Origin of the sequence: Streptomyces sp. ICC1 (genome assembly GCF_003287935.1) — a bacterium.
In the GTDB taxonomy this organism is placed as follows: domain Bacteria; phylum Actinomycetota; class Actinomycetes; order Streptomycetales; family Streptomycetaceae; genus Streptomyces; species Streptomyces tritrimontium.
Genome location: NZ_CP030287.1, coordinates 6,358,108 through 6,384,895, shown reverse-complemented (window position 1 = coordinate 6,384,895; position 26,788 = coordinate 6,358,108). Strand labels below are relative to the sequence as shown.

The 26,788-nt window shown below is 70.1% G+C and carries 20 protein-coding genes and 1 pseudogene; 10 read left to right on the top strand and 11 right to left on the bottom strand.

From position 1 onward, the window contains the following. Positions 1–26: 26 nt before the first annotated feature. A complete protein-coding gene (locus DRB96_RS30005) occupies positions 27–1,727 on the top strand; it encodes a methylmalonyl-CoA mutase family protein (RefSeq protein ID WP_112451284.1) in 1,701 nt (566 codons plus the stop codon). 34 nt (positions 1,728–1,761) lie between these two features. Beyond that, entirely contained in the window at positions 1,762–2,310 is a 549-nt protein-coding gene (locus DRB96_RS30000) for a hypothetical protein (RefSeq protein ID WP_112451283.1), read from the top strand. Here DRB96_RS30000 and DRB96_RS29995 read toward each other — a convergent pair. Further along, entirely contained in the window at positions 2,252–2,914 is a 663-nt protein-coding gene (locus DRB96_RS29995; protein WP_112453846.1) for a TetR/AcrR family transcriptional regulator, read from the bottom strand. The two genes, DRB96_RS30000 and DRB96_RS29995, sit on opposite strands and share 59 nt — an antisense overlap. A 287-nt stretch (positions 2,915–3,201) precedes the next feature. Here DRB96_RS29995 and DRB96_RS29990 point away from each other — a divergent pair, with 287 nt between their 5' ends. The 4 genes from DRB96_RS29990 to DRB96_RS29975 all read left to right on the top strand — a co-directional run bounded on the left by DRB96_RS29990 (position 3,202) and on the right by DRB96_RS29975 (position 7,446). Then, positions 3,202–4,206: a tetratricopeptide repeat protein gene (locus DRB96_RS29990; RefSeq protein WP_112451282.1), complete on the top strand. Its 1,005-nt coding sequence runs from the start codon at positions 3,202–3,204 to the stop codon at positions 4,204–4,206. 602 nt (positions 4,207–4,808) lie between these two features. Beyond that, entirely contained in the window at positions 4,809–5,450 is a 642-nt protein-coding gene (locus DRB96_RS29985; protein WP_112451281.1) for a DUF6230 family protein, read from the top strand. A gap of 114 nt (positions 5,451–5,564) precedes the next feature. Beyond that, positions 5,565–6,137 carry a DUF6114 domain-containing protein gene (locus DRB96_RS29980; RefSeq protein WP_112451280.1) on the top strand — a complete coding sequence of 191 codons (573 nt, stop codon included), beginning with the start codon at positions 5,565–5,567 and terminating at the stop codon, positions 6,135–6,137. Continuing rightward, on the top strand, positions 6,127–7,446 hold the full coding sequence (locus DRB96_RS29975) for a hypothetical protein (protein WP_112451279.1): 1,320 nt from the start codon (positions 6,127–6,129) through the stop codon (positions 7,444–7,446). The genes DRB96_RS29980 and DRB96_RS29975 overlap by 11 nt, the downstream gene beginning before the upstream one ends. 121 nt (positions 7,447–7,567) lie before the next feature. Here the strand turns inward: DRB96_RS29975 and pyk are convergent, their stop codons facing one another. From pyk to DRB96_RS29955, 4 genes are all read right to left on the bottom strand, one after another. After that, on the bottom strand, positions 7,568–8,998 hold the full coding sequence (gene pyk, locus DRB96_RS29970; protein ID WP_112451278.1) for a pyruvate kinase: 1,431 nt from the start codon (positions 8,996–8,998) through the stop codon (positions 7,568–7,570). 62 nt (positions 8,999–9,060) lie between these two features. Continuing rightward, on the bottom strand, positions 9,061–10,275 hold the full coding sequence (locus tag DRB96_RS29965; protein ID WP_112451277.1) for an acetate kinase: 1,215 nt from the start codon (positions 10,273–10,275) through the stop codon (positions 9,061–9,063). Between the two features lie 83 nt (positions 10,276–10,358). Further along, complete coding sequence (locus DRB96_RS29960) at positions 10,359–12,911, bottom strand: non-ribosomal peptide synthetase (RefSeq protein ID WP_112451276.1); 2,553 nt, start codon at positions 12,909–12,911, stop codon at positions 10,359–10,361. A 44-nt stretch (positions 12,912–12,955) separates the two neighbouring features. Beyond that, positions 12,956–15,637, bottom strand: a complete 2,682-nt coding sequence (locus DRB96_RS29955; RefSeq protein WP_204357847.1) for a Pls/PosA family non-ribosomal peptide synthetase — start codon at positions 15,635–15,637, stop codon at positions 12,956–12,958. A 438-nt stretch (positions 15,638–16,075) separates the two neighbouring features. Between DRB96_RS29955 and sbnA the strand changes: the two genes are divergently transcribed. Further along, the gene (gene sbnA, locus DRB96_RS29950) at positions 16,076–17,089 is read left to right on the top strand and encodes a 2,3-diaminopropionate biosynthesis protein SbnA (RefSeq protein ID WP_112451275.1); all 1,014 of its coding nucleotides are present in this window, start codon (positions 16,076–16,078) and stop codon (positions 17,087–17,089) included. A gap of 124 nt (positions 17,090–17,213) precedes the next feature. On the opposite strand, the gene DRB96_RS29945 is transcribed toward sbnA, so the two are convergent. Together DRB96_RS29945 and DRB96_RS29940 are read right to left on the bottom strand one after the other, a co-directional pair. Further along, positions 17,214–18,545 carry a TRAM domain-containing protein gene (locus tag DRB96_RS29945; RefSeq protein ID WP_112451274.1) on the bottom strand — a complete coding sequence of 444 codons (1,332 nt, stop codon included), beginning with the start codon at positions 18,543–18,545 and terminating at the stop codon, positions 17,214–17,216. 149 nt (positions 18,546–18,694) lie between these two features. Then, the gene (locus DRB96_RS29940; RefSeq protein WP_112451273.1) at positions 18,695–20,749 is read right to left on the bottom strand and encodes an APC family permease; all 2,055 of its coding nucleotides are present in this window, start codon (positions 20,747–20,749) and stop codon (positions 18,695–18,697) included. A gap of 230 nt (positions 20,750–20,979) precedes the next feature. Here DRB96_RS29940 and DRB96_RS29935 point away from each other — a divergent pair, with 230 nt between their 5' ends. Both DRB96_RS29935 and DRB96_RS29930 read left to right on the top strand, forming a co-directional pair. Continuing rightward, complete coding sequence (locus tag DRB96_RS29935; RefSeq protein ID WP_112451272.1) at positions 20,980–21,648, top strand: TrkA family potassium uptake protein; 669 nt, start codon at positions 20,980–20,982, stop codon at positions 21,646–21,648. After that, positions 21,645–22,307: a TrkA family potassium uptake protein gene (locus tag DRB96_RS29930; protein WP_112451271.1), complete on the top strand. Its 663-nt coding sequence runs from the start codon at positions 21,645–21,647 to the stop codon at positions 22,305–22,307. The genes DRB96_RS29935 and DRB96_RS29930 overlap by 4 nt, the downstream gene beginning before the upstream one ends. 137 nt (positions 22,308–22,444) lie before the next feature. Here DRB96_RS29930 and DRB96_RS29925 read toward each other — a convergent pair whose 3' ends face one another. Genes DRB96_RS29925 through DRB96_RS29915 form a run of 3 tightly spaced genes read right to left on the bottom strand, consistent with a single transcriptional unit; the run spans position 22,445 to position 24,330 of the window. After that, positions 22,445–23,188, bottom strand: a complete 744-nt coding sequence (locus DRB96_RS29925) for a DUF3159 domain-containing protein (protein WP_112451270.1) — start codon at positions 23,186–23,188, stop codon at positions 22,445–22,447. Positions 23,189–23,190: 2 nt separating this feature from the next. After that, positions 23,191–23,619 (bottom strand): OB-fold nucleic acid binding domain-containing protein, encoded by a 429-nt coding sequence (locus DRB96_RS29920; protein WP_112451269.1) that lies wholly within the window; start codon positions 23,617–23,619, stop codon positions 23,191–23,193. Positions 23,620–23,643: 24 nt separating this feature from the next. After that, on the bottom strand, positions 23,644–24,330 hold the full coding sequence (locus DRB96_RS29915) for a response regulator (protein ID WP_112451268.1): 687 nt from the start codon (positions 24,328–24,330) through the stop codon (positions 23,644–23,646). On the opposite strand from DRB96_RS29915, the pseudogene DRB96_RS45130 reads away from it, so the two are divergent. Then, positions 24,257–24,523: pseudogene (locus DRB96_RS45130) on the top strand (pseudouridine-5'-phosphate glycosidase); the annotation flags it as partial. The gene DRB96_RS29915 and the pseudogene DRB96_RS45130 sit on opposite strands and share 74 nt — an antisense overlap. On the opposite strand, the gene DRB96_RS29905 reads toward DRB96_RS45130, so the two are convergent. Further along, the gene (locus tag DRB96_RS29905) at positions 24,459–26,606 is read right to left on the bottom strand and encodes a glycosyl hydrolase family 28-related protein (protein WP_239517778.1); all 2,148 of its coding nucleotides are present in this window, start codon (positions 26,604–26,606) and stop codon (positions 24,459–24,461) included. The pseudogene DRB96_RS45130 and the gene DRB96_RS29905 overlap by 65 nt on opposite strands. Positions 26,607–26,788: the final 182 nt, after the last annotated feature.

The window sequence follows — 26,788 nt, the reverse complement described above, 5'->3', positions numbered from 1 at the left end:
TAGGACGTCCTAGTAAATTCACGGGTATGGACGCTGACGCCATCGAGGAAGGCCGCCGTCGCTGGCAGGCCCGTTACGACAAGGCCCGCAAGCGCGAGGCCGATTTCACCACGCTCTCCGGGGATGACGTCGATCCCGTCTACGGGCCGCGGCCCGGCGATGCGTACGAGGGCTTCGAGCGCATCGGCTGGCCGGGGGAGTACCCCTACACCCGGGGCCTGCACGCCACCGGCTACCGGGGGCGGACCTGGACCATCCGGCAGTTCGCCGGCTTCGGCAACGCCGAGCAGACCAACGAGCGCTACAAGATGATCCTGGCCGCCGGCGGCGGCGGGCTCTCCGTCGCCTTCGACATGCCGACCCTCATGGGCCGGGACTCCGACGACCCGCGCGCGCTGGGCGAGGTCGGCCACTGCGGGGTCGCCATCGACTCCGCCGCCGACATGGAGGTCCTCTTCAAGGACATCCCGCTCGGCGACGTCACCACCTCGATGACGATCTCCGGGCCCGCCGTGCCCGCCTTCTGCATGTACCTCGTCGCCGCCGAGCGCCAGGGCGTCGATCCGGCCGTCCTCAACGGGACGCTCCAGACCGACATCTTCAAGGAGTACATCGCCCAGAAGGAGTGGCTCTTCGAACCCGAGCCGCACCTGCGCCTCATCGGCGACCTCATGGAGTACTGCGCGAACGGCATCCCCGACTACAAGCCGCTCTCCGTCTCCGGCTACCACATCCGCGAGGCCGGGGCCACGGCCGCGCAGGAGCTCGCCTACACCCTCGCCGACGGCTTCGGGTACGTGGAGCTGGGCCTCTCGCGCGGGCTGGACGTGGACCACTTCGCGTCCGGGCTCTCCTTCTTCTTCGACGCGCACCTCGACTTCTTCGAGGAGATCGCCAAGTTCCGCGCCGCCCGCCGCATCTGGGCCCGCTGGATGAAGGAGGTGTACGGGGCGAAGTCCGAGAAGACGATGTGGCTGCGCTTCCACACCCAGACGGCCGGCGTCTCCCTCACCGCCCAGCAGCCCTACAACAACGTGGTGCGCACCGCGGTGGAGGCCCTCGCGGCCGTCCTCGGCGGCACCAACTCGCTGCACACCAACGCCCTCGACGAGACCCTCGCGCTGCCGAGCGAGCAGGCCGCCGAGATCGCCCTGCGCACCCAGCAGGTGCTGATGGAGGAGACCGGCGTGGCCAACGTGGCCGACCCGCTGGGCGGTTCCTGGTACGTCGAGCAGCTCACCGACCGCATCGAGGCCGACGCCGAGAAGATCTTCGAGCAGATCAAGGAGCGCGGGCTGCGCGCCCACCCGAACGGGCAGCACCCGATCGGCCCGATCACCTCGGGCATCCTGCGCGGCATCGAGGACGGCTGGTTCACCGGGGAGATCGCCGAATCGGCCTTCCAGTACCAGCGCTCGGTGGAGAAGGGCGACAAGCGGGTCGTCGGCGTCAACTGCCACCACGGCTCGGTCACGGGCGACCTGGAGATCCTGCGGGTCAGCCACGAGGTGGAGACCGTACAGGTCCGCGAGCTCGCGGAGCGCAAGGCCGGCCGTGACGAGGCGAAGGTGAAGTCGGCGCTGGACGCCATGCTGGCCGCCGCCCGCGACGGGTCGAACATGATCCCGGCCATGCTGGACGCGGCCCGCGCCGAGGCCACGATGGGCGAGATCTGCAACCTGCTGCGGGACGAGTGGGGCACCTACACGGAGCCGCCCGGCTTCTGACGGCCAGACACCCCCTGGCCCTAAGGTGGCGGCCATGACCGGCCGCCGCCTTCCCGTTCCCGTGTACGGGGTGAGCGCCCGCGTGCTCATGCAGACCAACTGCGGGCCGTACGCGTACATCGCCGCCGACTTCGAGCCGCCCGGCCGGGACGGGCTGACCGAGGTCCTGAACGCCGTGCCGGCCGCGCTGCTGCCCGAGTTCTACGTGCCCTGCGTGCGGGCGGGCATCGTGCGCGGGCTGGACGGGGTGGCGGCCTCGGTGCTGCTCACCGACGCCCGGTTCCACGACGTGGACTCCTCCGAGTACGGCTACCGGCTGGCCGGACTGGAGGCGGGCCGCGCGGCCCTGGTGGCCTCGGGGCTGCTGCCGCCGGAGGAGGCCGACAGCCTGCGGTGGGCCGACTGGCCGGGCCGTCCCAGGCCCTGGCCGGGCCACAACCCGCGCTCGGAGGCGCTGATCCGGTCGGCCCCGGCCTGGTCCCCGGAGTTCCTGCCGCTGTCGGACGGCGGCGGGCCCGCGGTGCTCACCCCGCCGGCGCGGGGCCGGAAGGGCCGCCGGCGGAACCCTGGAGGCCGTGCATGAGCAGCGCGGTGAACGTGGCCACCCACAGCTCGTCCACCGGCTCGGAGCTGACCAGCGCGCGGTGCACGACCGTGCCCGCGATCACGTCGAAGATCAGGTCGGTGGTGCGGCCGGCGAGGGACTCGTCCTCCTCGTAGGGAAGTTCGCCCCGGGCCTGCGCCCGTTCGCGACCCAGGACGACGAGACGTTTCTGCCGGTCCACGATCGCCGACCGGATCCGGTCGCGCAGGGCATCGTCCCGGGTGGACTCGGCGACGACCGCCATCAGGGCCGTCCGGGCCTCCGGGCGCCGCAGCAGCTCCGCGAACCGGAGCACCACGTACTCGATGTCGGCCTCGAGCGAGCCCCGGTCGGGCAGTTCGAGGGAGTCGAAGAGCTCGGCCACGGCGTCCACGACCAGCTCGCTCTTGCCGGACCAGCGCCGGTAGAGCGTGGTCTTCGCGACGCCGGCCCGGGCCGAGACGTCCCCCATCGTCAGCTTCGACCATCCCAGCTCCACCAGCGCGTCCCGCGTCGCGGCCAGGATCGCGGCGTCCGCCGCCGCGCTGCGCGGGCGGCCGGTGCGGCCGGGCGGGGGCGGGGTGTCTGAGCTGGGGTTGCGCATGGCCGAGACCATACCCGCCGGTAGGGGAACCGCCGCGGGCCCCGGAGGTGTGCTTCAGATCACGGGGCGCGGGCGGGTGAAGGGAGTTACGCTACGACTCGTAGCGTAAGAGCGACAACCACGCGAAGAGCTACCGGCGCCAGGTGGGGACCCGGCGCCACAGCACGTAGAGCACGCAGAGCACGAACGGCACCGGGAGTGCGGCGGAACCGCACGCCCGGTACCGCGATCGGTTCGTTTCGGCCGATCTTTTTCGTCGGCACGCGAGCACGGGGGAGGATGTACGCATGCAGCCCAGAAACATGTCCATGAGCGGCGTCGTCGACCTCGCCGCGGTGAAGGCGGCCGCCGAGGCCAAGGCGAAGGCCGAGCAGGCCCGGGCCGAGTCGGCCCGGAAGGCCGCTCAGGGCGGCGCGCCCGCGTCCGCCGGGGCCCTCCCGCCGTCCGCGCTCGTCTTCGACACCGATGAGACCCAGTTCGAGAGCCATGTCGTCCCGCTCTCGGGCGAGGTTCCGGTCATCCTCGACTTCCGCGCCGACGGCTTCGAGCAGGGCCGCGAGCTGAGCCTGCTGCTGGAGCGGCTCACGGTCGAGGCGAACGGGCGCCTGGCCCTGGCCGCCCTGGACGCGGCGGCCAGCCAGAACCTGATCCGAGAGTTCCGCATCCAGGCCCTCCCGGCCGTGTTCGCGCTCGTCGCGGGCCAGGCGATGCCCCTGTTCCAGGACTTCGCGCCCGAGGACGAGGTCCGGGCGGTCCTGGCCCAGCTGGTGCAGGTCGCCGAGGAGCGCTTCGGGGTCATCGGCGTCGCGGTGGACCCCGCCGCCGAGGGCGCCGGCACGGGCGCACGGCCGGAATCCGACGAGGAGCCGGTCGGCCCGTACGACGCGCTGCTGGACGCGGCGGTCGAGGCGCTGGACGCCGACGACCTGGACGGAGCGGTGCGCGCCTACCAGGACGTACTGGCCGCCGACCCCGGCAACAGCGACGCCAAGCTGGGCCTGGCCCAGGCCGAACTCTTCGCCCGGGTCAAGGGCATGGACCCGCAGGCGGTGCGTACCGCGGCGGCCGAGAACCCGCGCGATCCGGCGGCGCAGATCGCCGCCGCCGACCTGGACCTCGCCGGCGGGCACGTGGCGGACGCCTTCGCGCGCCTGGTGGACACCGTACGCGTGACGTTCGGTGACGACCGCGATGCCGTACGGGTGCGCCTGCTCCAGATGTTCGAGGCCGTCGGGCCGGACAGTCCGCTCGTGACGTCGGCGCGGACGGCGCTCGCGCGCGTGCTGTTCTAGCACCGGCGCGATGCCGGTCCGGCGCTTGTCCGGCGCTCGTCCGGCGCCGGAGATTTATTGACACACAGACAAACAGCGGCCGCGCTTTGCCAAAACTTGGCAATCGCGGCCGCTGTTACTCGCAGTAAATCGAACCCCGTGATCTGTCCGGTGTGTTCACTCTTCCCCCGATCTGTCGTGGCCCTTGGTGACACCCTGTGTTGCGGCCCGACGGCAGCAGGTCTTCCTTAGGTTATCTGGCCGTTACCCGCCAGTAACGAACCCCCTTGTGCCCCGGCCGCGAATGGACCACGATCGGCGACGCTCGGTCCTTCCCGCAGAGCCGCTCATCCGGAGCCGCGGTGGAGGGTCCCCACCGGGCCGGTCGGTGGCAGTGGCACCGGCCGTGGGACAGGGGGGTCTTCGTCACGCGGCGGAGCCTGTCCCGAGGTTGCGCGAACGCGTGGCCAAGTGGTTGTCGCTCGGGGGTGAACGCCGGTGTACCGGACGCGGCTCTGCCGCGGCCCGCTCGCTTGCGCTCCTTCCCGAGGACGTAGCACTTCTCCCATCCCAGGACGGGCACCGCCCGGACCGGAGATGTACGTCCGAGAAGGAGGAACGAAATGAGTTCTCAGATTCGTGGCGGGACCAGATGGAAGCGCTTCGCGCTCGTCATGGTTCCGAGCATCGCGGCCACGGCCGTGGTCGGTGTGGGTCTGGCGCAGGGTGCCCTCGCGGCTTCCTTCGCCGTCTCGGGCCAGGACTTCAAGGTTTCGGCCGACAAGCTCGACGGTCAGAACCTGATCCAGTACGGCGGCATTGCCGAGGGTCACGACCTCAAGGGCAATGTGCAGCACCACCCGGTCACCATCTCCGGGTTCAGCCACGCCGAGATCACCAACATGTGCCAGTCGCTGGTCACCCCGACGCCGCTCGGCAACATCACGCTGAAGCTGCAGACGGGCACCAAGCCGGGCAAGCCCGCGGTGGCCGACAACATCTACCTGGATGTTGCCGAGCTCGACACCGACGCCGAGTTCACCAACCTGGACATCGGCATCGCCGTCGGCGACGCGAGCCACAAGACCAAGCCGCAGGCCGGCACGGTCGCCAGCCCGTACGCGTTCTCGCAGCGTGCGGACCGCGCGGTGCTGTCGAACGTGCGCCAGAAGGCGTGGGCGACGACGGCGGGCACCTTCAAGCTGCCCGACCTCAAGCTGCGCCTCCTCGGTGGCGACCAGCCCTGCTACCAGGACGTGAAGTAGTCGCTCCCGGTGCATAACCGGACGGGTGGGCGGTGCCGGCCGCGGCCGCCGTCGCCCGCCCGTCCGGGCTCCACATAGTTCTCAGTACCACCCGTTTCCAGGGAGCTGTTGTCCATGAACCCCCAGGCCCCGGTTTACGTGCGCGCCGAAGACGACGCCTGGCTCACGATGGTGTACTACCGCTTCCATGCGTGGAGCGGTCACCGCCCCTTCTGGGCCGGACTGGTCACGCTCATCGCCGGTTTTCCCATCGCGTACTTCCCGTACGCGGACGTCCGGCTCGGCAACGTCACCATCGCGATGGCGACGACGGCCGGTGCCGGTTCGCTGATCATCGGTGTCCTCCTCATCACGCTGGGGCTGACGCTCTGGTTCCAGCAGGGCGTACGGATCTTCGCGGGCGTCGCCTCGATCCTGCTGGGGCTCGTGTCCCTGCCGGTGTCGAACCTCGGCGGCTTCGGTCTGGGCCTCATCCCCGCCCTGGTCGGCGGCGGTCTCGCGCTGGCCTGGGTTCCGGGCAAGCCGGCGGACGAGACGGACACCGGGAACACGGCTCAGGCCGTGGACTTCGGCAAGACCGAGGCGATGGCGGGCCCCCAGGGCATCCCGGGCCCCCGTGCGACGGAAACGGCATACGCGAGCGAGACGACTGCCCATGCCGATGGCGGGAGGAACAGTGCGGGGTGACGAAACGCAGCGGGGCGAGGCCCCGGGTGCGGAGTCCCGTGAGAGGAAGGGCCCGCGCCACGCGGCGCCCAGGAAGTCGCTGCTGACCAAGTTCCACATACCCGTCGGCAAGACGATGGCGCTGGCGGCGATGCCGACCGCGGTCTTCGTCGGCATGGGAATGGCGCCGAAGCTGGCCGTGGCCGACGAAAAGGAGATCCCCTTCGCGCCCGGACCGTGCGTGACGCGGTCCGACGAGCCCGCGGAGTCCGCCTCCCCGTCGCCGTCGAAGACGCCTTCCAAGACCCCGTCCAAGACCCCTTCGAAGACCCCGGAGACGACGCCCTCACCGGGCAAGTCGCCCACCGCGGTGCCTTCCCCGACTGCCAGCCCCTCGGCGTCCAAGCCGGCGGCGAAGCCCACGGACAAGCCCGCCGAGAAGCCGGCCGCCCAGCAGGCCGAGGCTCCGGCGGCACCCGCCGCGGCGGCCAAGGCCACCAACCCGCTGGACCCGCTGGGCGTCGGCGACGCGATCAAGGGCTTCTTCGACGAGCTCGGCAAGCCGCTGCGCAACGATCCCGACGCGCCCGCCCCGACCACGCCCGCCCCGACGGCCCCGAAGCCGGCGGACAAGCCCGCGGCCACCGCGCCGGACCCGGCCGCGGACGCGATCCGCGACGCCGCGAAGCGGGCGGGCGCCGAGGTCTCGGAGCTCTCCGACGAGGTCAAGGACACCGAGGCCACGCCGAAGGACGAGACCGGCGGCGCCGAGGACGAGGACAAGGCTGAGGACAAGGACAAGGACAAGGCGTCGGACGGGAAGGACGCGGACGGGAAGCAGCCCTTCCCCTGCCCGACCCACGACGCCAAGGCCCTGGCCGACGCCGAGCTGGAGCAGGGCATCCCGCTCCTCCCCGACGAGCCCTGGTACCTCGACAGCTCGCTGCTGACCCTCTACGGCCTGGACTACGAGGGCATCGTCGAGGTGAAGACGGCGGGCGGCAAGACCAAGAAGGTCCTGAAGTTCACGGCGGACTCGCTGGACATCAAGGACCTGTACCAGACGGTCGGCAAGGGCTCCCAGGTCGCGCACCTGAAGTCCCGTCCGGGTTCGACCTCGAAGATCCGCGGGGCCAAGGTGACGATGTACACCGAGAGCCTCACGGGCAACCTCTTCGGGCTGATCCCGATCGAGTTCACCCCGGACAGCCCGCCGCCGCTGAACGTCCCCTTCGCGTTCTTCACGAATGCCAAGGTCGTCCAGGCCGGCCAGTTCGGCGGCACCCTGACCGTGCCGGGCCTCAAGAACTACATCGGCCCGGCCGAGTAAGCGCGTACGGCCTCGCGCGGCCGCACGCACCGAGGGCGGCACCCCGGATCCTTCGTGGATCCGGGGTGCCGCCCTCGGTCTCTGTGCGGCAGAGTTTCAAGCGGTGCGGTCGCGGGCGACGTCAGTCGCGGGCGCCGCCGCCCAGGTGGTGGACGCGGACCATGTTGGTCGTGCCCGGGACGCCGGGGGGCGAACCGGCGGTGACGATCATGGTGTCGCCCGTGTTGTAGCGGCCCAGCTTGAGCAGCTCGGCGTCCACGAGGTCGACCATGGAGTCGGTGTTGTCCACGTGCGGGACGACGTAGGACTCGACGCCCCAGCTCAGGGTGAGCTGGTTGCGGGTGCCCTCGTCCGTGGTGAAGGCCAGGATGGGCTGGATCGCGCGGTAGCGCGAGAGCCGGCGGGCGGTGTCACCGGAGTGGGTGAAGGCGACCAGGGCCTTGCCGTCGAGGAAGTCCGCGATCTCGCAGGCCGCGCGGGCGACGGAGCCGCCCTGGGTACGGGGCTTCTTGCCCGGGACCAGCGGCTGGAGGCCCTTGGACAGGAGCTCCTCCTCGGCCGCCTCGACGATCTTCGACATCGTCTTGACGGTCTCGATCGGGTAGGCGCCGACCGAGGACTCGGCCGACAGCATGACCGCGTCCGCGCCGTCGAGGATCGCGTTGGCGACGTCGGACGCCTCCGCGCGCGTCGGACGCGAGTTGGTGATCATCGACTCCATCATCTGGGTCGCGACGATCACCGGCTTGGCGTTGCGGCGGCACATCTCCACGAGGCGCTTCTGCACCATCGGGACCTTCTCGAGCGGGTACTCGACGGCGAGGTCGCCACGGGCCACCATGACCGCGTCGAAGGCGGCGACGACGCCCTCCATGTTGGCGACGGCCTGGGGCTTCTCGACCTTGGCGATGACGGGGACCCGGCGGCCCACCTCGTCCATGACCTTGTGGACGTCCTTGACGTCGTCGGCGTCACGAACGAAGGAGAGGGCGACCATGTCGCAGCCCATCCGCAGGGCGAAGCGGAGGTCGTCGACGTCCTTCTCCGACAGGGCGGGGACGTTGACGGCGGCACCCGGCAGGTTGATGCCCTTGTGGTCCGAGATGACACCGCCCTCGATGACGATGGTCCGGACCCGGGGGCCCTCGACCTCGGTCACCCGGAGCTCGACGTTGCCGTCGTTGATCAGGATCTGGTCGCCCTTGGAGACGTCGCCCGGCAGACCCTTGTAGGTGGTTCCGCAGATGGACTTGTCGCCCGGGACGTCCTCGGTGGTGATGGTGAACTCGTCACCGCGGACGAGCTCGACGGGACCCTCGGCGAAGGTTTCCAGGCGGATCTTCGGGCCCTGGAGGTCGGCGAGGACGCCGACCGCACGGCCCGTGTCCGCGGAAACCTTCCGGACGCGGTCGTACCGCTCCTGGTGCTCTGCCTGGGAGCCGTGGCTGAAGTTGAATCGGGCCACGTTCATACCGGCCTCTACGAGCGCTTTCAGCTGCTCGTAAGAGTCGACGGCGGGGCCCAGCGTGCAGACGATTTTGGAACGGCGCATGGAGCGGATCCTATCGGTTTGTTTCGTAGCGGAATATTCCGTCTGGTGGAAAGTCCAAGTGACTAACCGGTAACCAGCGCGTACGCCTGGCTGGCGATCTCCAGTTCCTCGTCCGTCGGGACCACGGCGACGGCCACCCGCGCGTACTCCGCGGAGACCAGCCGCGGCTCCGGGGACCGCGCGGCGTTGGCTTCCAGATCGAGCGCGAGGCCCAGCTCCTCCAGGCCGGCCAGGGCCATCTCCCGGATCGAGGAGGAGTTCTCGCCGACGCCCGCCGTGAAGGCCACCGCGTCCACCCGGCCCAGCACGGCCGAGTAGGCGCCGATGTACTTCTTCAGCCGGTGGATGTACGAGGCCAGCGCCAGGCGCGCCGAGGCGTCGCCCTGCTCGGCGCGCCGCTGCACCTCGCGCATGTCGTTGTCTCCGCACAGACCCAGCAGACCGCTCTTCTTGTTGAGCAGCGAGTCGATCTCGTCGATCGACAGCCCGCCCGCGCGCGCCAGGTGGAAGACGACCGCCGGGTCCAGATCGCCCGAGCGCGTGCCCATGACCAGCCCCTCCAGCGGGGTCAGGCCCATCGAGGTCTCCACGCAGACCCCGCCGTGGACGGCCGACGCCGAGGCGCCGTTGCCCAGGTGCAGCACGATCACGTTCACGTCCTCCTCGGGCTTGCCGAGGAGGACGGCCGTGGCCCGGGCGACGTAGGCGTGCGAGGTGCCGTGGAACCCGTACCGCCGGATGGAGTACTTGTCCGCCGTCGCCGCGTCGATCGCGTACCGGGCCACGTGCTCCGGCATCGTCGAGTGGAAGGCCGTGTCGAAGACCGCCACCTGCGGCAGGTCCGGGCGCAGCGTGCGCGCCACCTCGATGCCGGTCACGTTCGCCGGGTTGTGCAGCGGCGCGAGCGGGATCAGGCCGCGGATCTCGGCCAGCACCGCGTCGTCGATCAGCGTCGGGTGGGTGAACTTGGTCCCGCCGTGCACCACCCGGTGGCCCACGGCCGCGAGTTCGGGGGAGTCCAGGCCCAGCCCGTCGGCGGCGAGCTCCGCCGCGACGGCCTTGAGGGCGGCCTCGTGGTCCGCGATCGGCCCGACCCGCTCGCGCTTGCCGCCGGCGGCGCCCGGTCCGGTCAGCGGCTCGTGGACGAGCCGCGAGGTCTCCTCGCCGATGCGCTCCACCAGGCCGACCGCCAGGCGGGAGGCGTCCGCCATGTCGAGCAGCTGGTACTTCACCGACGAGGAGCCGGAGTTGAGGACGAGTACGCGCGATGCGGTCACGATGGGGGTCTTTCCTTCTGTGTGGGGGCGGAGATGATGAAAGAGTAGATCGTCGGCAGCGTCAGATGTGTATAAGGGACGGATCAGGGGGAGGGCGGCTGCGCGGTGGGGAGCCGGTGGGATGCGGTGTCCAGGAACCGGGCCAGATCGGTGAGGACGGGGTGGCGGACGACGTCTGCCGGGGACACGGCGCGGTCCAGGGTGATGGCGAGCCTTACGGCCGACAGGGAGGTGCCGCCCCGGTCGAAGAAGTTGTCGCGCCGGCCGATCCGGCCTTGCGCAATGCCGAGCACGCTCGCCCACGCGGCCGCCAGCCGCTGTTCGGCGGGCGTGTTCGGCGCCGGGACCTCGTCCTCGGCGGCGTGAAGTCGCGCGGCCAGGGCCGTCAGGGCCTTCCGGTCGATCTTGCTGTTGGCGGTCAGCGGGAGGCTTTCCCGCCAGTGGATGACCGAGGGGACCATGTACCCGGGCAGTGACGCGCCCAGCCGGTCCAGCAGGATGCTGGTTTCGAGCGGGTGCGGGGCGGTGTAGAACGCCACCAGGTGGGTGCTGTGGTCGGGCCGTTCGGTGACCACCACGGCGCTGTCGCGGACCCCGGGCGCTCGCAGCAGGGTGTTTTCGATCTCGCCGGTCTCGATGCGGAAACCGCGGATCTTGACCTGGTTGTCGCGGCGGCCGAGGAACTCCAGCTTGCCGTCGGCCCGCCAGCGGCCGATGTCGCCGCTGCGGTACAGGCGCCTGCCCTCACGGTGCGGGTCGGCAAGGTACGTCGGCCGGGTGCGCTCGGGGTCGTTGACGTAGCCGCGGCCGACGCAGACCCCGGAGAAGGCGATCACGCCGGGCGCTCCGAGCGGCACCGGGTTGAGGTGCTCGTCGACGACGTAGAGGTGCACGTTGTTGACCGGCCTGCCCAGCGGGACCCGGTCGGTGTCCGGTGTGCGGTCCATGACCTCGTGGTTGGTGTCGTCGCTGGTCTCGGTCAGCCCGTAGGCGTTGACGAGCTTGATGTGGGGCTGGGCGGTGAACCAGCGCTGGGCGAGTTCCCTCTTCAGCGCCTCACCCGTGACCGACACGAACCGCAGGTCCGGCAGCGTCCGGGGGTGCTGCTCGAGATGGGACACGACGACGTCGAGGTAGGAGGGGACGACCTGCAGCACGGTGACCTTGCCGTGGGCAACGGTGTCGACGAACCGTGCGGCGTCGAGGATCGCTTCCTGCTCGATCAGCAGCGTCCGCCCGCCGACCAGCAGGGGGGCGAGCAACTGCCACAGCGAGATGTCGAAACACTGGGGCGCGATCTGGGCGACCACCTGCCCCTCGCCGATCTCGAGGTCGTCGATTTTGGCGTAGAGGTGGTTGAGCATGCCCTGGTGTTCGCACATCGCACCCTTGGGCTCACCCGTCGAGCCGGAGGTGAAGTAGATGTAGGCCAGCTGGTCGGGTGCGACATCGATACCGAGATCAGTTCCGGAATGCTCCTGACCGTAGGCGGTGTCGACGAACAGCGTCTGGACCGCGGGCTGGGAGGCGAGGGCCGGCTGGAGGGTGGTGGCGCCGGTCGGCCCGGTCATCACGAGCCCGCATCCGGCACGGGCCAGCATGGCTGTGATGCGTTCGGCCGGCAGGTGCGGCTCGATGGGCAGGTACGCGCCGCCGGCTTTGAAGACGGCCAGGACCGCGGCCAGCCAGTCCAAGTTCCTCTCCATTGCCACCGCGACCACCCCTTCACGGTGCAGTCCTCGGGACCGCAGCGCGCGGGCCAGCCGGTTGGCGCGGGCGTTGAGCTCCTGGTAGGTCCACTTCCGGTCGCCTTGCTGGGCGGCGACGGCGTCCGGGTGCTGCCGTACGCGCTGCTCGAACAGCTCGTGCACCCGGCGCTCGGGCAGCTCTCGGCGCGGCCCGGCGAGGCCGTGGAGCTGGAAACGGAGCTCCTCGGCCGACACCAGGCTCTGGTCCGCGTGATCGGCATCCGGGTCAGCGGCGATCAGGTCGAGCACGGTCAGGTGGTATCCGGCGATCCGGGCGGCGCAGTCCGCGTCGAGGATGTCGGTGCGGTAGCGCAGCCGCAGCGTCAGCCGGCCGTCGTCGTGGTGGGCGATGCCCGTCCACAGCGCCGTGTCCGCGGCCAGGTCACTGCCGTCCGGGGCCGGCTCGCCGTCGGCGCCGGGGAGGTCACGGCCGATGCCGGTGGGATCGAGCACGGTCTCGAAGAGCGCTTCGGCCAGGCCGAGTTCGCGCTTGAGGTCCTCGACGGGGAAGTCCTGGTGGGCCAGCACCTGCGCGAGGGCATGGCGGGTGTGCTGCAGCAGGGTCCGCCATGAGCCGGGGCCGGTCGTCAGCCTGCACGGCAGCGGCCGGCCGCCGACGGCGGCGACGTAGCCGGTGGTGACCTCCTGTTCGCCGCTCAGCGCGGCCAGCACCTTCGCGTGGGCGGTCAGCAGCACGCAGTCCAGCGGTACCGCCAGGTCCTCTGCCAGTCGGCGCAGTGCTGTCGCCTGGATGGCTGGGACCGGCGTCTCGTACTCGGCCACGCCCGCCACCGGCACCCGGGTCCAGCGCGGAAGGGGCGTGAAGCCGCTGCCGGCGGCCAGGACGCCGTGCCAGAACTCTCTGCTGGTGGATGCGTTGAGTGCCATGAGGGGTCTCTCTCCTGTGCTGGTACCGACGATGTGGTGGGGTGTCAGATGCCGCCGAGCGGGTCGGGGTGGAGGGGTACGGCGCCGGACGGGGACGCCGGCGGCGTTGCGGAGGGCGGGGTGCCGTCGGGAAGCTGCCGGGCCGGGTTCCCTGCCCACCGGGCCCGCTGCGGGACCTGCTCGCCCTTCATGAGGAAGGAGTCGCAGGCGAGCTGGACGCGGTCTGCCAGCGTCACGCCGTAGTGGACGAACGCGCCGACACCGAGGGTGCAGCCGTCTGCGATCGCGGTGCGGTCGGACTTGAAGGCGCCGTCCTCCTGCGAGTGGCACTGGACCACCGTGCCGGCGTTCAGCGTGCAGTCGTCCCCGATGGTGACGAGGGTCCGCTCCGGGAAGGCGCAGCCGTCATCGAAGACCCGCTTGCCGATCCGCGCGCCCAACAGCCGCCAGACGACGTTCTTGAACGGGGTCCCGTCGAAGACCTGCGCGTAATGGACCGACGCCATCTTCCAGAAGCGCTCGTGCCGCCAGAACGACTGCTCGTAGATCGAGCAGTACAGCGGCTTCTGGGCCTTGAACCCGGTGGTGGCCCGTTCGATCAACGCGAAGTGGACGACGGTGAACAGCAGTGTGAGGACACCGGCCAGCGCGAACGCCGACGCGCCCAGCGAGGGGTAGAGGGTTGCGGCGGCCAGGCCGAGGAGGGTCATGACGAAGACGTGGATCCACCGCGCCATCAGGTACAGCCCCGCCGTGACGGCGTTGTGCCGGTTCTTGGCGGCCAGGCGCCGGCGCAGCTCGCTGCCGCTCTCCAGGTCCTGGAACCGGGTGTCCCGCATCACCGTGCGGGGAATGGCGAAGGGGGGTGAGCCCAGCAGGCCCACGTTTTCCCGTACCTCTCCGTCGACCGGGACCATCACCTTCGTCGCCAGCAGACAGTTGTCACCGGTCATGGCCCGCGAGGGATAGGCGATCTGGTTGCCGAGGAAACTGCCGGCGCCGATCGAGACCCGGGACAGCCTGAATGACGTGCTGGAGAATTCGGCGTTGATGACCGACAGGCCGTCGGCGACCATCGTCTTGCTGCCCACCGAGGTCAAGAACGGGCTGTCGTGCTTCACTTCGATACCGAAGTTCGAACCCGTCTGTGTGACACGGGACAAGTCGTAGCCGAGATAGCGCAGGTAGTGGACGATCGCGGAGCTGTCCCCGAAAAGCTCCCTGAAGAACTTCCTGTTGGTCAGGAGGGCGATGGCCCGCTGCAGACCGTAGTGGAAGCCGTAGAGCGGATAGACCGTGTCCGGCTTGACCGCCAGGTTGAGCAGGCGCGGCACCACGCCCTGGATGACCAGCCCGGCGAGAGCGGCGCCGAAGAACAGCACGAAGGACGCGGCCAGCGCACCCAGATAGAACGTCCCGCTGGTGAACGCCGAAGTCCCGGATCGAAGCGGTGACGTGTTCAGCTGCGGCAGTGCGGCCAGCAGCACGGTGACGCCGCCCGTGGCCAGCGGCAGATAGACCAGCAGCAGGGCGAGGAGCTGCCCGGCGGTGTAGCGGACCTTCCTGGCGGTGGAGCAGTCGACGGCGCCGACCGTGCGGAAGTTCGTGCCGGTGGGCTCGGCCGGTGACCCGTGCCAGCGCTCGCCGGCGGGGACGGTCTGACCGGCGTGCAGACTGGAGGCGTGCCCGAGCTGGGCCCGGTCGCCCATCGAGGTGTTGATGTCGAGGACGGTCTGTTCGCTGACGAGGACGTCGCTACCGAGGGTGACGGGGCCGGTCTGGATGAAACCGTCGTGCGCCCGGTAGCAGGAGAAGAACACATCCTTGCGGATCACCGTTCCGTCACCGATCGTGAGCAGATCGGTGCAGACGGGGATGTGCGTGGAAAAGATCGCTACGTTGCGCCCGATCTTCACGCCCAGCGCCCTGAGGTACGCCACGTACACCGGCGACCCGATGAACAGGCGGACCGGACTTGCGCGGATCAAGGTCTTGACCAGCCACCAGCGTACGTAGCCGAGGCTCCAGACGGGGAACTCGCGGGGCGTGAAACGACCGATGAGGGTCCACTTCGCCACGATCGGCACCATGCACACGCCGGCGAAGCCCGCGCTGCCCACCAGTACGGAGCGCAGGTAGACGTCGAGCACACCGGCGCCGGCGCCGACCCACTCAAAGCCTCGGACCGTGGCCAGGGCGGCGAGGTAGGAATAGCCGAGGAACGCCAGGAACTGCAGCATTCCGCACAGCAGGTACTGCCCGGTGCCCGCCCGCGCCCCCACGCCGCGCGCCGAAGCGGACGCCGGCGCGGATGCCGGGACGGCCGGACGGACAGACGGCTGGACGGGCACGGGCCCCGAGGCCGCGGGCGCGGTGCGGGTGGGCGCGGAGGCCTCGAGCGCGGCGTGGGTGAGCGCGGAGGCGAGGCTGTTGACCGTGGGATGCCGGTAGACGTCCTTCATCGATACGGGCAGCAGGTCCGCCCGCTTCCTGACCCGGGCGCAGAACCCGGCCATCACCATCGAATCGGCGCCCAGATCATCGAAGAAGTTGCTGTCGACCGGCACCTGCTCCACACCCACGACATCGGCCAGCACCTCCGCGAGGAGCCGCGCGGTCTCGGCCGCCGGGCCGCCGGACGTGCCACGCGGCCCGTCTTCGGGCGTACTGCCGGAAGGCGTCGAGGTGCCGGGCGGGCCGGCCGTCCAGGCATGGGCGGATTTCATGTGGTCTCCTCGCATTCCGCTGCCGGAGGTGCATTTCGGCATCGAGACCACAAGCGTTCAAGGGGTGGATTCGCGATGCCACCCCTCCAGTAAGCCCGGCAGGGACATATCCGTCACGCCGCTGAATGTCGTGACTTGACACCACGTATTCGCAGCGGTACGCGACCGCCGGCGCCGGCCTCCGCCGCCCCCTGCCTTGCGGGCATGCCGGGCGCAGGCGGTCACCCGAGAGCCGTGCCGCCCGGCCTCTACCCCTGATGGCGGCCGGCGTCAAGCCCCGACTTTCGGTGGCATGACAGAACCACGGCCAGCCCGCGTACTGGAGGAGTCCCGAAGACGTGGGAGCAGGCGACGTCTTCCCCGAGCCGCCCCCAGCCCCAGCCCCCACACGGGCCGGCGGCACCAGACGGCGCCGTGAGCGCTGACAGGGAGGTAACCGTGCCGGTCATATCCACGCCCCAGGCATTCATCCAGGACGACCTCTACATCGACCTCGAGGCGATCACCGGGAACCGGCTGTTCCTCAAATGCGAAGGATTCAACTTCGCGGGGTCCATCAAACTCAAAGCCGCGACCGCAATGGTCGAGGCCGCGGAACGCGACGGCCTGCTCACCCCCGGCTCCATCCTGGTCGAATCATCCTCCGGCAACCTCGGCGTGGCGATGAGCATGATCGCGGCCAGCAAGGGCTACCGGTTCGTGTGCGTGACCGACTCCCGCTGCAACCTGGCGACCCGGCTGCTCCTGGAAGCCCTCGGCACCCAGATCCACATCATCACCGAGCCCTCCCCCACCGGCGGCCTGCTCGGCGCCCGCATCGACCACGTCCGCGCCCTGTGCGCCTCCGACGACCGCTACGTATGGCTCAACCAGTACACGAACCCCAACAACCAGACCGCCCACTACCGCACCACCGCACCGGCCATCGCCCGCGCCTTCCCCGACCTCGATGTCCTCTTCGTCGGGGCCGGCACCACCGGGACCCTGATGGGGTGCGCCCGCTACTTCCGCACCTGGCACCGCCCGGTACGCATCGTCGCGATCGACGTGGAAGGCTCCGCCACCTTCGGACACACGCCCGGTCGCCGCATGATCCCCGGCCTCGGCACCAGCATCCGCCCCCCGCTCCTCGACACCTCTTACGTCGACGACGTGGTGCACGTCAACGAAGCCGAGACGATCCGCACGTGTCATCAACTGGCCCGCCACGGCTTCATCTTCGGCGGTTCCACCGGCACCGTCGTCAACGGCGCCACGCAATGGCTGGCCCAACAGGAACAGCCGGTGACGGCGGTCGCCATCGCCCCCGACCTCGGCGAGCGCTACCTCGAAACCGTCTACCAGACCGCCTGGGTCCAAGACCTCTACGGCGAGGACGTGCTCCAGCCCCAGCCCGTCACCGTCCCCGCCGGCCCGGCGAAGGAAACGGCGGCCCCTTGGGGAGCGCGTTGAGCCGGCGGCAGCGCCTGCGAGAAGTGCACAGCAGCCGCAGGTGCCCGTGGCCGCGCGGCAGCCGCACCGTGGCCCCCGCGAGAGCGGACCGCGGCGCCGACAGTACGGCCGTGGCCGCGCGGGGTCAGGCGTCCTTCGCCACCCGCTCCAGGATCGCCACGCACTCCACGTGGTGGGTCATCGGGAAGAGGTCGAAGGCGCGCAGGGTGCGGACCTTGTAGCCCGCCTCCTTGAAGTAGCCGAGGTCGCGGGCCAGGGCCGCCGGGTCGCACGCCACGTAGGCGATGCGGCGCGGGTTGAGGCCGGCCACCTGGCGGACCGTCTGCTTGCCGGCGCCCGCGCGGGGCGGGTCGAGGACGACCAGGTCGCACTCGGTGATGCCGGTCTTCGGGAGGATCGCCTCGACCTTGCCGTGCTCGATGCGGACCCGCGGGAAGTCGGTCAGGTTGTGCCGGGCGTCCTCGACCGCGCGCTTCGTGGACTCGATGCCCAGCACCGCGCCGGTTTCGCCGAGGCGCTCCGCGAGGGCGCCCGCGAAGATGCCGACGCCGCAGTAGAGGTCGAGGGCCATCTCGCCCTTGCGCGGCATCAGGCCCTGCATGACGGCCTTGATCAGGGTGTCCGCGGCCTGCGGGTGGACCTGCCAGAAGCCGCCCATGCCGACGCGGTAGGTGCGGCCGTCCGCGCGCTCGCGCACGAAGGGGCGGCCGTGGACGCGGTGGACCCCGCCGTCCTTCTCCTCGACGCGCAGGACCGAGACCGGCTTGTCGAGCTCGACCAGGGGGAGGCGGCCGCCCGGGCGGGGGGTGAGGACGACCTGGCGGTCGCCCGAGCCGGTGGCGGCGATGGCCTCGACGGTGGCCATCTGGGGCCAGTCCTGCTGCTCGATGCCGAGCTCGCTGACGCCCGGCGCCGCGATCATGCAGTGGTCGACCGGCTCGATCTCGTGCGAGCGGTGCTTGCGCAGGCCGACGCGGCCGTCCTCGTCGATGGCGAACTGCACGCGGGTGCGCCACTGCGGGACCTGCCCGGCCGGCACCTTGTCGCCCTCGGCCGGCATGACCGTGCCGTCCCAGCCCGCCTGCTCCGGGGTGAGGCCGGCGAGCCGCAGCAGCTGCTCGGCGACGACCTCGCCCTTGAGCCGGCGCTGGGCGCCCGGCTTGGCGTGCTGCCAGTCGCAGCCGCCGCACTTGCCGGGGCCGGCGTACGGGCACGGGGCCGGGGTGCGGTCCTTGGAGGGGTCCAGAACGGTGACGGCGTCGGCGCGCAGGAAGCGGGAGTCCGCGTCGCCCTCCGTCACACGGGCGATGATCTTCTCGCCGGGCAGGGTGTGGCGGACGAACAGGACGCGGCCCTCGGCGGTACGGGCGATGCAGTGGCCCCCGTGTGCGACGGGGCCGACCTCGACCTCGTACTCCTCCCCGACCAGTGACTGCTTCTCGTTCTGCTCCGTCATGGTGGGGAGGCTCCAAGGCTAAGTAAGGAAGGCGACATGCGTGAACGCCGAACGGCCGGACGACCGACCCACCAGTTTACGTGGATCTCGTCCGGCCGTTCACCACGCCGGAGCGGGAGCGGGCCCCAGCGCGCGGGAGCGGGCGGGAGCTACTTCCCCGCCGTGTCCTTCGGGCGCGGCCGCGGAGTGTCCACCGGACCGCGGCGCACCGCGCCGGGGGCGTTCCACTCGGCCCGCTTCTTCGCCCGCTTCTTCGCGAGCTCCGAGGACTCCAGCTGGTAGGGCACCGAGGTGACCATCACACCGGGGGTGAAGAGCAGCCGGCCCTTGAGCCGCAGCGCGCTCTGGTTGTGCAGCAGGTGCTCGTACCAGCGCCCGACGACGTACTCCGGGATGTAGACGCTGACGGCGTCGCGCGGGTTCTCGCTGCGCAGGCCCTTCACGTACTCGACCACCGGGCGGGTGATCTCGCGGTACGGGGAGTCGAGGATCTTGAGCGGAACGTTGATGCCGCGCCGCTCCCACTCCTCGCGCAGCGCCTTGGTCTCCACCGGGTCGACGCTGATGCTGAGCGCCTCGAGCCGGTCCGAGCGCGTGAGCTTGGCGAAGGCCAGGGCGCGCAGGGTGGGCTTGTGGACCTTGGAGACCAGGACGATGGAGTGGACCCGCGAGGGGCGCACGCTGTCGTCGCTCGGGCCCTCGGCGGCGGCGATCTCCTCGGAGACCCGGTCGTAGTGCTTGCGGATCGCGGTCATCGTTCCGTAGAAGATGACCATGCCGAGCAGGGCGACCCAGGCGCCGTGGGTGAACTTGGTCGCCAGGACGACGACCAGCACCATGCCGGTGAAGAAGGCGCCGAAGGTGTTGATCGCCCGCGAGCGGTGCATCCGGCGGCGGGCCGCCTGGTCTCGCTCACTGCGCAGGTGGCGGTTCCAGTGCCGGACCATGCCGATCTGGCTCAGCGTGAAGGAGACGAAGACGCCGACGATGTAGAGCTGGATCAGCTTCGTCGAGTCGGCGTCGTAGATCCAGACCAGCAGTATCGCGGCGCCCGAGAGGAGCACGATGCCGTTGGAGAAGGCGAGCCGGTCGCCGCGGGTGTGGAGCTGGCGCGGCAGGTAGCGGTCCTGGGCGAGGATCGAGCCGAGCAGCGGGAAGCCGTTGTACGCGGTGTTCGCGGCGAGGAAGAGGACGAGCGCGGTGGCCGCGGCGAGCACGATGAACAGGAAGCTGCCGTTGCCGAAGACGGCCTCGGCGACCTGGGAGATGACCGGGTTCTGGACGTAGCCGTCGCCGACCGGGACGCCGTTCTGCAACAGGTCGGTGGCGGGCTTCTCGGCCATCCGGACGTTCGTGGCCATGGCCAGGCCGATGATCCCGCAGAACATGACGACCGCCAGGCCGCCCATGAGGGCGAGGGTGGTGGCCGCGTTCTTGCTCTTGGGCTTGCGGAAGGCGGGTACGCCGTTGCTGATGGCCTCGACGCCCGTCAGCGCCGCGCAGCCGGAGGAGAAGGCGCGCAGCAGCAGGAAGACCAGCGCGAAGCCGGCGAGCCCCTGGTGTTCGGGTTTGATCTCCAGGCCGGCCGTCGGGGCCTCCATGGTGTCGCCCATGACCAGGCCGCGCCAGGCGCCCCACCCGATCATCACGAAGACGGCGCCGACGAACACGTAGGTCGGGATGGCGAAGAGGTTCCCGGATTCCTTCACACCGCGCAGATTCATCAGCGTGAGCAGCAGAATCATGACGATCGCGGAGAGCACCTTGTGCTCGATGACGAAATCGACGGCGGAGCCGAGGTTCTCGACTCCGGAGGAGATCGACACGGCGACCGTGAGGACGTAGTCCACGAGCAGGGCGCTCGCGACGGTGAGACCGGCCCTGGGCCCGAGGTTGGTGTTGGCGACCTCGTAGTCACCGCCGCCGCTGGGGTAGGCGTGGACGTTCTGTCGGTAGGAAGCGACCACCGTGAACATCAGCACGACGACCGCGAGGGCGATCCAGGGGCTGAAGTGGTACGCCGACACGCCTGCGATCGACAGGACCAGCAGGACCTCGCCGGGAGCATATGCCACGGAGGAAAGTGGGTCGGATGCGAAGACAGGAAGGGCGATCCTCTTCGGGAGGAGCGTTTCTCCGAGGCGGTCGCTGCGTAGCGCCCGGCCGATCAGGATCCGTTTGGGCACGTCGGTCAGTTTGGACACGCAGAGGATCGTAAGCGTTCGAAATCGGCCTGACGAACCCCCCACCCCTATACGGCCCCTATACGGCGGGAAGTCGCACCGCATCCAGGGCAAAGGAGCGCCGCCTCCCGCACAAATGGTCACACTGGTGACCGCCCGTGTGTAGCTTGGGCCATGGTCTGAGACCCTGTTAAGCCAGAGCAGCAATGAGGCTGGAACCCAGCGAGCCGCTGACAGCCGGAAGGACGGCCGTGCACATCGTCATTATGGGCTGCGGAAGAGTGGGCTCCGCTCTCGCACAGACCCTGGAACAGCAGGGGCATACGGTCGCGGTCATCGACCAGGACCCCACCGCATTCCGCCGGCTGGGGGCGTCCTTCGGCGGCCGCCGCGTCACCGGAGTCGGCTTCGACCAGGACACCTTGCGCGAGGCCGGCATCGAGGAGGCGGGCGCCTTCGCCGCGGTGAGCAGTGGTGACAATTCCAACATCATCGCCGCCCGAGTGGCCCGTGAGATGTTCGGCGTCGAGAACGTCGCCGCCCGCATCTACGACCCCAAGCGCGCCGAGGTCTACCAGCGTCTGGGCATCCCCACCGTCGCGACCGTCCGGTGGACGGCCGACCAGATGCTCCGCCGGCTGCTGCCGTCGGGCGCCGAGCCGCTGTGGCGCGACCCGAGCGGCGGTGTCCAGCTCGCCGAGGTGCACACCTCCACCGCCTGGATCGGCCACAAGGTCAGCCAGTTGCAGGAAGAGACCGGGGTCCGCGTCGCCTTCCTCACCCGGCTGGGCGAGGCCATGCTGCCGACGTCCGCGACGGTCCTGCAGGAGGGCGACCTCGTCCACGTGATGATGCGCACGGACGAGATCGACAAGGTGGAGGCGTCCTTCGCCGAGGGTCCTGAGGAGGCACACGCATGAGGGTCGCGATCGCCGGAGCCGGCGCGGTCGGCCGCTCCATCGCCGCAGAGCTGCTGGAGAACGGCCACGAGGTGCTCCTCGTGGACAAGGCTCCGACCGCCATCTCCGTGGAGCGGGTGCCGCAGGCCGAGTGGCTGCTGGCCGACGCCTGCGAGATCACCTCGCTCGACGAGGCGGCGCTCCAGCGCTGCAACGTGGTCATCGCCGCGACCGGTGACGACAAGGTCAACCTGGTCGTCTCCCTCCTCGCCAAGACCGAGTACGGGGTCCCCCGGGTCGTGGCCCGCGTGAACAACCCGAAGAACGAATGGCTCTTCAACGAGTCCTGGGGCGTCGACGTCGCCGTCTCCACTCCGCGCCTGATGTCGGCGCTCGTGGAAGAGGCCGTCAGCGTCGGCGACCTGGTACGGCTGCTGCGCTTCAGCCACGGCGACGCCAACCTGGTCGAGCTGACCCTGCCCGCCGACTCCCAGGTCGCGGGCAAGCAGATCAGCGAGATCGACTGGCCCGAGGACACCTCGCTGGTCACGATCATCCGCGGCAACCGGGTGCTCACGCCGCACGGCGAGGAGACCCTGGAGCCGGGCGACGAGCTCCTCTTCGTGTCCGCACAGGCCCGCGAGGAGCAGCTGGAAGACCTCCTCCAGGCCGCGGACTAGCCTGCGGCCCGCTCCGTCCCAGCCCCGCCGGCGTTTGAGGCGCGGGGTCTGGGGCGGAGCCCCAGGGGCCCGGGCCGCAGCCCGCTGCCACCGGTCGCAGCCCGCCCGCGCACGCAGCCGCGTACGGGGTCAGGCCTTCAGGCCCCCTTGGCGGCCTTCGCGGCCTTCTCCGCCGCCTCCTCCGCCTCCCACTCCGCGATCACGTTGATCGGCGGCGGCGCCTTCGCAAGGAAGACCCACGTGAAGTACACCGCGAGCACCATCGGCGGCAGCTTCAGCGCGATCAGCACCCAGCCCAGCTGCGTCGCGTCGCCCCACCAGTACAGCGGGAAGAGGATCGCGTACTTCGCGAGGAAGATCAGGCCCCAGGCCAGGCTGGCCTTGGTGTAGGCCTTCTTGCGCCCCGGGTTGCGCGTGCGCCAGGACAGGTTCTCCTTGAACACCGGCCCCAGCATCACCCCCAGCAGCGGGAAGCCCACCAGCGCGGAGAGCGTGAAGGCCACGCCCAGCCCGGCGCCGTAGATCATGCCGGGCAGGTAGAAGCCCTTCGCGCTGCCCGTGAACAGGGCGAAGGCCACGCCCACGCCCACGCCGAAGACCCCGCTGAAGGCGTGCTTGACCGTGTCCTTGCGCAGCAGCCGTACGACCACCAGCAGGACGGCGACCGCGCCCGCCGCGATGGCCGAGAGCTTCACGTCCTTGTTGATCGTGTAGATCATGACGAAGAGCAGGCCGGGGAGCATCGTCTCCACGGTGCCCCGGATGCCGCCGAAGGCGTCGAAGAGGGCCGCCTGTGTCACGGCCTTCTGGTCCGCGGAGGGCTCGGCGGCGGGGTCCACCGGTTGCGTGCCGGGGGTCGTCGGTTTGTCGAGTGACGTCACCGTCAGTGCTCCTGTCCGAGCGGTCGGAGTTCGTACTTCGGGTTGAAGAGCACCCGACGGCCGTGGCTCATCGAGATCCGCCCGGAGGCGATCATGCGACGGCCTGGTTCGATTCCCACGATCGAGCGACGTCCGAGCCATACGACGTCCAGCGCCGCGGAGCCGTCGAACAGCTCGGCCTCCAGGGCGGGGACGCCCGCGCGCGGCCGCAGGGTGACGGTGCGCAGGGTCCCGGTGACCTTGACTATCTGGCGGTCGTGGCAGTCGCAGATCCGCGTGCACCCCGCGGCTTCTGCGTCCTCCTGCAGTTCCGCGGAATGCAGCTCCTCCTGCGAGGTGGACAGCCGCTCTATCATCCGGCGGAACCGGCCCGCCGGCCTGGCTGGCTTCGCCGGCTTCGCGGGCTTCTCGGGACGCGGTTCAGCACTCATACAGGAAGCGTACCGGCGCGCCCACTACCTCTCGAAGCGGTATCCCATGCCCGGTTCGGTGATGAAGTGCCTCGGGTGCGAGGGGTCGGCCTCCAGCTTGCGCCGCAGCTGCGCCATGTAGACCCGCAGGTAGTTGGTCTCGGTCCCGTACGAAGGCCCCCAGACCTCCTGGAGCAGCTGCTTCTGGCTGACCAGTTTGCCGCCGTTGCGGACCAGCACCTCCAGCAGGTGCCACTCGGTGGGCGTGAGGCGGACGTCGCGGCCCTCGCGCACCGCCTTCTTCGCCGCGAGGTCCACCGTGAAGCCCTCGGTCTCGACGATCACCTCGTCCTCGCCGGACCCGGCGCCCGGTTCCGCCCGCCGGACGGCGGCGCGGAGCCTGGCCAGCAGTTCGTCCATGCCGAAGGGCTTGGTGACGTAGTCGTCGGCGCCCGCGTCCAGTGCCTCGACCTTCTCGTCGGAGCTGTGCCGCGCGGAGAGGACCAGGATCGGGACGCGGGTCCAGCCGCGCAGTCCCTTGATCACCTCGACGCCGTCCATGTCGGGCAGGCCCAGGTCGAGGACGACCACGTCGGGGTGGCGGGCGGCAGCCAGCTCCAGGGCGCTCGCCCCGTCGGCGGCCGCGTCGACCTCGTACTTGCGTGCCTTCAGGTTGATCACCAGGGCTCGGACGATCTGGGGTTCGTCGTCCACCACGAGCACCCGGGTCATTGAGGGCCTGCCTTCTGTCGTATCGAATCAAGATCGAAATCTACGGGGTCCCGCCCGCCGGGCCCCCAGGGCCCCCCCGCACGACCGGGTCCTGGCCGAGGCGCTGTCGGAGTGCCGGGAACGGGGGATCACGGGACAGGCGGTGACGCCGTTCCTGCTGGGGTTCCTGGTGCGTGCGACGGGCGGCGCCTCGCTGGAGGCCAACCCCGCGGCGGCACGGGGCAACGTGCGCCTCGGGGCCCGGATCGCGCGGGCCTGGGCATCCCGCCCGTGCCCGCCGCGCCCGGGGCCCTGCGGGTGGTCGGGGGCGTGGTGGGAGGCGTCGTCGGATCGCTGGGCACACCGCCGTTCGTCCACACCGGCGCGGGCCACAGGCCGGAGCAGGTCTGTCCGGTGTTCCAGCCGGAGTTGCCGCCGCCGTCGGTGATCTGGAGGCCGGCGCCGATGCAGTTGTGGATCGGGGTCGCCGACTGGGCGATGTTCTTGGCGGTGACGCGGGTGAACTTGGCGGCGATGTTCGACTGCGCCTGGATGGCGTAGGTCCCGGCACCGTCGATGTTGACGTTGGTGAACTCCACCCCGCTGATGGGGCCCTCGATCGAGTGGATCGCCGCGTACGAGGAGTCCAGGATGTCCGTGTCGGAGATCTTGATGCTGGCGCCCTGCACGGCCTCGTTCAGGCCGGAGAACCAGATCGCGCCGACCCCGAAGTTCCAGTTGAAGTCGCTGTTCCCGGTGCGGATGAGGGTGTTGCGCGCGGCGGTGATGGTGCCGGCGACCGCGGTGCCCCTGCCCGAGTTGACGCCCGGGTAGCGGTTGGCGATGTGCAGGCCGCCGCCGTTGCTGATGGTGTCGGACATGACGTTGTCCGAGATGGTGAAGTCCTTGCCGCCGTACGTGACGATGTTGTTGGCCAGGATCGGCAGGACGACCGTGTTGTGGTCGAAGCTGATGTTGGTGTTCGGCTTGTCCTGGGGCCAGGAGGCCAGCCCGTCGTCACCCGCGTTGCGCACAAAAGTGTTGGTGACACGAGAATTCGTGACACCGGTGTGGAAGTTCACTCCGTCCGCTGTCATATCGAGGAAACGGCTGTTCTGGATGGTGAAGCGGTCCATCGGGCCGTCCATCCAGGCGGCGACCTTCACGTGCTGGATCCAGAGGTTGTCCAGCGTGGAGTGGGACATCGCCCCGCCCACGGCGTTGACCTGGTCGTCGTCGATCCGGTCCCGGATGTCGCCGATGATCGCGAAGTCCTTGAGGGTGACGTTCTTGCTCGGTCCGTTCGCCTCGTGCGGCCGGACCGGCCCCGTGTAGCCGCCGCCGGGGACGTACTTGCCGTAGAAGCCGGCGGCACGGTTGCGGTTCACCGGGTCGCGTCCGCCGAAGACGGTGTACCAGGGCCCGGCCCCCTGGACGGTGACGCCGTCCACGACGACGTGGTCGTAGAGGGTGTAGGTGCCCGGCGGGACGTAGACGGTCTTGCCCTGGGCCTGTCCCGCGTCGACCGCGGCCTGCATGCGGGCCGTGGAATCGGTGCCACCGGTCGGGTCCGCACCGAAGTCGGCGACGGCGTCGAGCGCCCCGGTCGGCTTGCCGGCGGCCGGGGCGACCTGCTCGAAGTCGGCGAGGTCGATGGTGAAGCCGGGCGACTGGGCGGTCGAGGTCACCTGTACGCGGATCTTGGTGCCGGCCGGGTAGGTGGAGCCCAGCAGCGTGCGGGACTCGTCGTAGAAGTGGTGCGGGTTGGTGTCGCCCGGGTTGTTGTTGAAGGGATAGCCGCCGTAGTACCAGCTGTACTTGGAGGTGACGGGGAGGGTCTTCACCGACTGGCCGTTCGCCCGGACGTCCAGCGTCGCGTCGCGCCCCTTCCCGTCGGCCGTGTCCGGGAGGCTGTAGCGCAGGGACATCGCGTTGGCGGGCTTGGCCAGGGTGAACTCGACGTACTGGCCGACGGCGTTCAGCGTCACCGCCTGGCGGCCGGACGCCTCCGAGGGGAGGCTCCCGTAGAGCCGGTCGGGGCCGATGAACGTGCCGTTGGTGGCCGCGTACTCCGCCTCCAGTTCGGTGAACGGCACGCTCGCACCCCGCCCGGCTATGCCGATCGGCGAGGGCGCGGGCACCCCGGCGGCGTGCGCCGCGGGGGCGGCGCCGAAGGTCAGGGCGGTCAGGGCGGCGGTCCCGGTGAGGGACAGGGCCAGGAAGACGGCGCAGGCCCGCCGTCTGAGGGAGCGGACTTGCTCGGGCGTGGGGGGATGGCTCTGTGGCGACTGGGGCACGGGCACGCACGTCCTTGCGGCTCGATCGGCGGGGAGCGGAAGTCACTCAACGCGGGACGCTACGACTCCACATGACTGAGAGTCTATGAGTTTGCGCAAAAAACCGATGCACCTCTGCAATAAACACAGGCTGTTGGGTCTTTTTCGCGTGCTCTCCGCTCACCCGCGGCGTGGAGAAACAC

Bases quoted from the DNA above. Each gene is read 5' to 3' on its own strand.
- DRB96_RS30000 (WP_112451283.1), top strand. From the start codon at position 1,762: ATGACCGGCCGCCGCCTTCCCGTTCCCGTGTACGGGGTGAGCGCCCGC.
- DRB96_RS29945 (WP_112451274.1), bottom strand. From the start codon at position 18,545: ATGACGGAGCAGAACGAGAAGCAGTCACTGGTCGGGGAGGAGTACGAG.
- DRB96_RS29955 (WP_204357847.1), bottom strand. From the start codon at position 15,637: ATGAAATCCGCCCATGCCTGGACGGCCGGCCCGCCCGGCACCTCGACG.
- DRB96_RS29960 (WP_112451276.1), bottom strand. From the start codon at position 12,911: ATGGCACTCAACGCATCCACCAGCAGAGAGTTCTGGCACGGCGTCCTG.
- pyk (WP_112451278.1), bottom strand. From the start codon at position 8,998: ATGCGCCGTTCCAAAATCGTCTGCACGCTGGGCCCCGCCGTCGACTCT.
- DRB96_RS30005 (WP_112451284.1), top strand. From the start codon at position 27: ATGGACGCTGACGCCATCGAGGAAGGCCGCCGTCGCTGGCAGGCCCGT.
- DRB96_RS29980 (WP_112451280.1), top strand. From the start codon at position 5,565: ATGAACCCCCAGGCCCCGGTTTACGTGCGCGCCGAAGACGACGCCTGG.
- DRB96_RS29930 (WP_112451271.1), top strand. From the start codon at position 21,645: ATGAGGGTCGCGATCGCCGGAGCCGGCGCGGTCGGCCGCTCCATCGCC.
- DRB96_RS29990 (WP_112451282.1), top strand. From the start codon at position 3,202: ATGCAGCCCAGAAACATGTCCATGAGCGGCGTCGTCGACCTCGCCGCG.
- DRB96_RS29915 (WP_112451268.1), bottom strand. From the start codon at position 24,330: ATGACCCGGGTGCTCGTGGTGGACGACGAACCCCAGATCGTCCGAGCC.
- DRB96_RS29985 (WP_112451281.1), top strand. From the start codon at position 4,809: ATGAGTTCTCAGATTCGTGGCGGGACCAGATGGAAGCGCTTCGCGCTC.
- DRB96_RS29920 (WP_112451269.1), bottom strand. From the start codon at position 23,619: ATGAGTGCTGAACCGCGTCCCGAGAAGCCCGCGAAGCCGGCGAAGCCA.
- DRB96_RS29995 (WP_112453846.1), bottom strand. From the start codon at position 2,914: ATGCGCAACCCCAGCTCAGACACCCCGCCCCCGCCCGGCCGCACCGGC.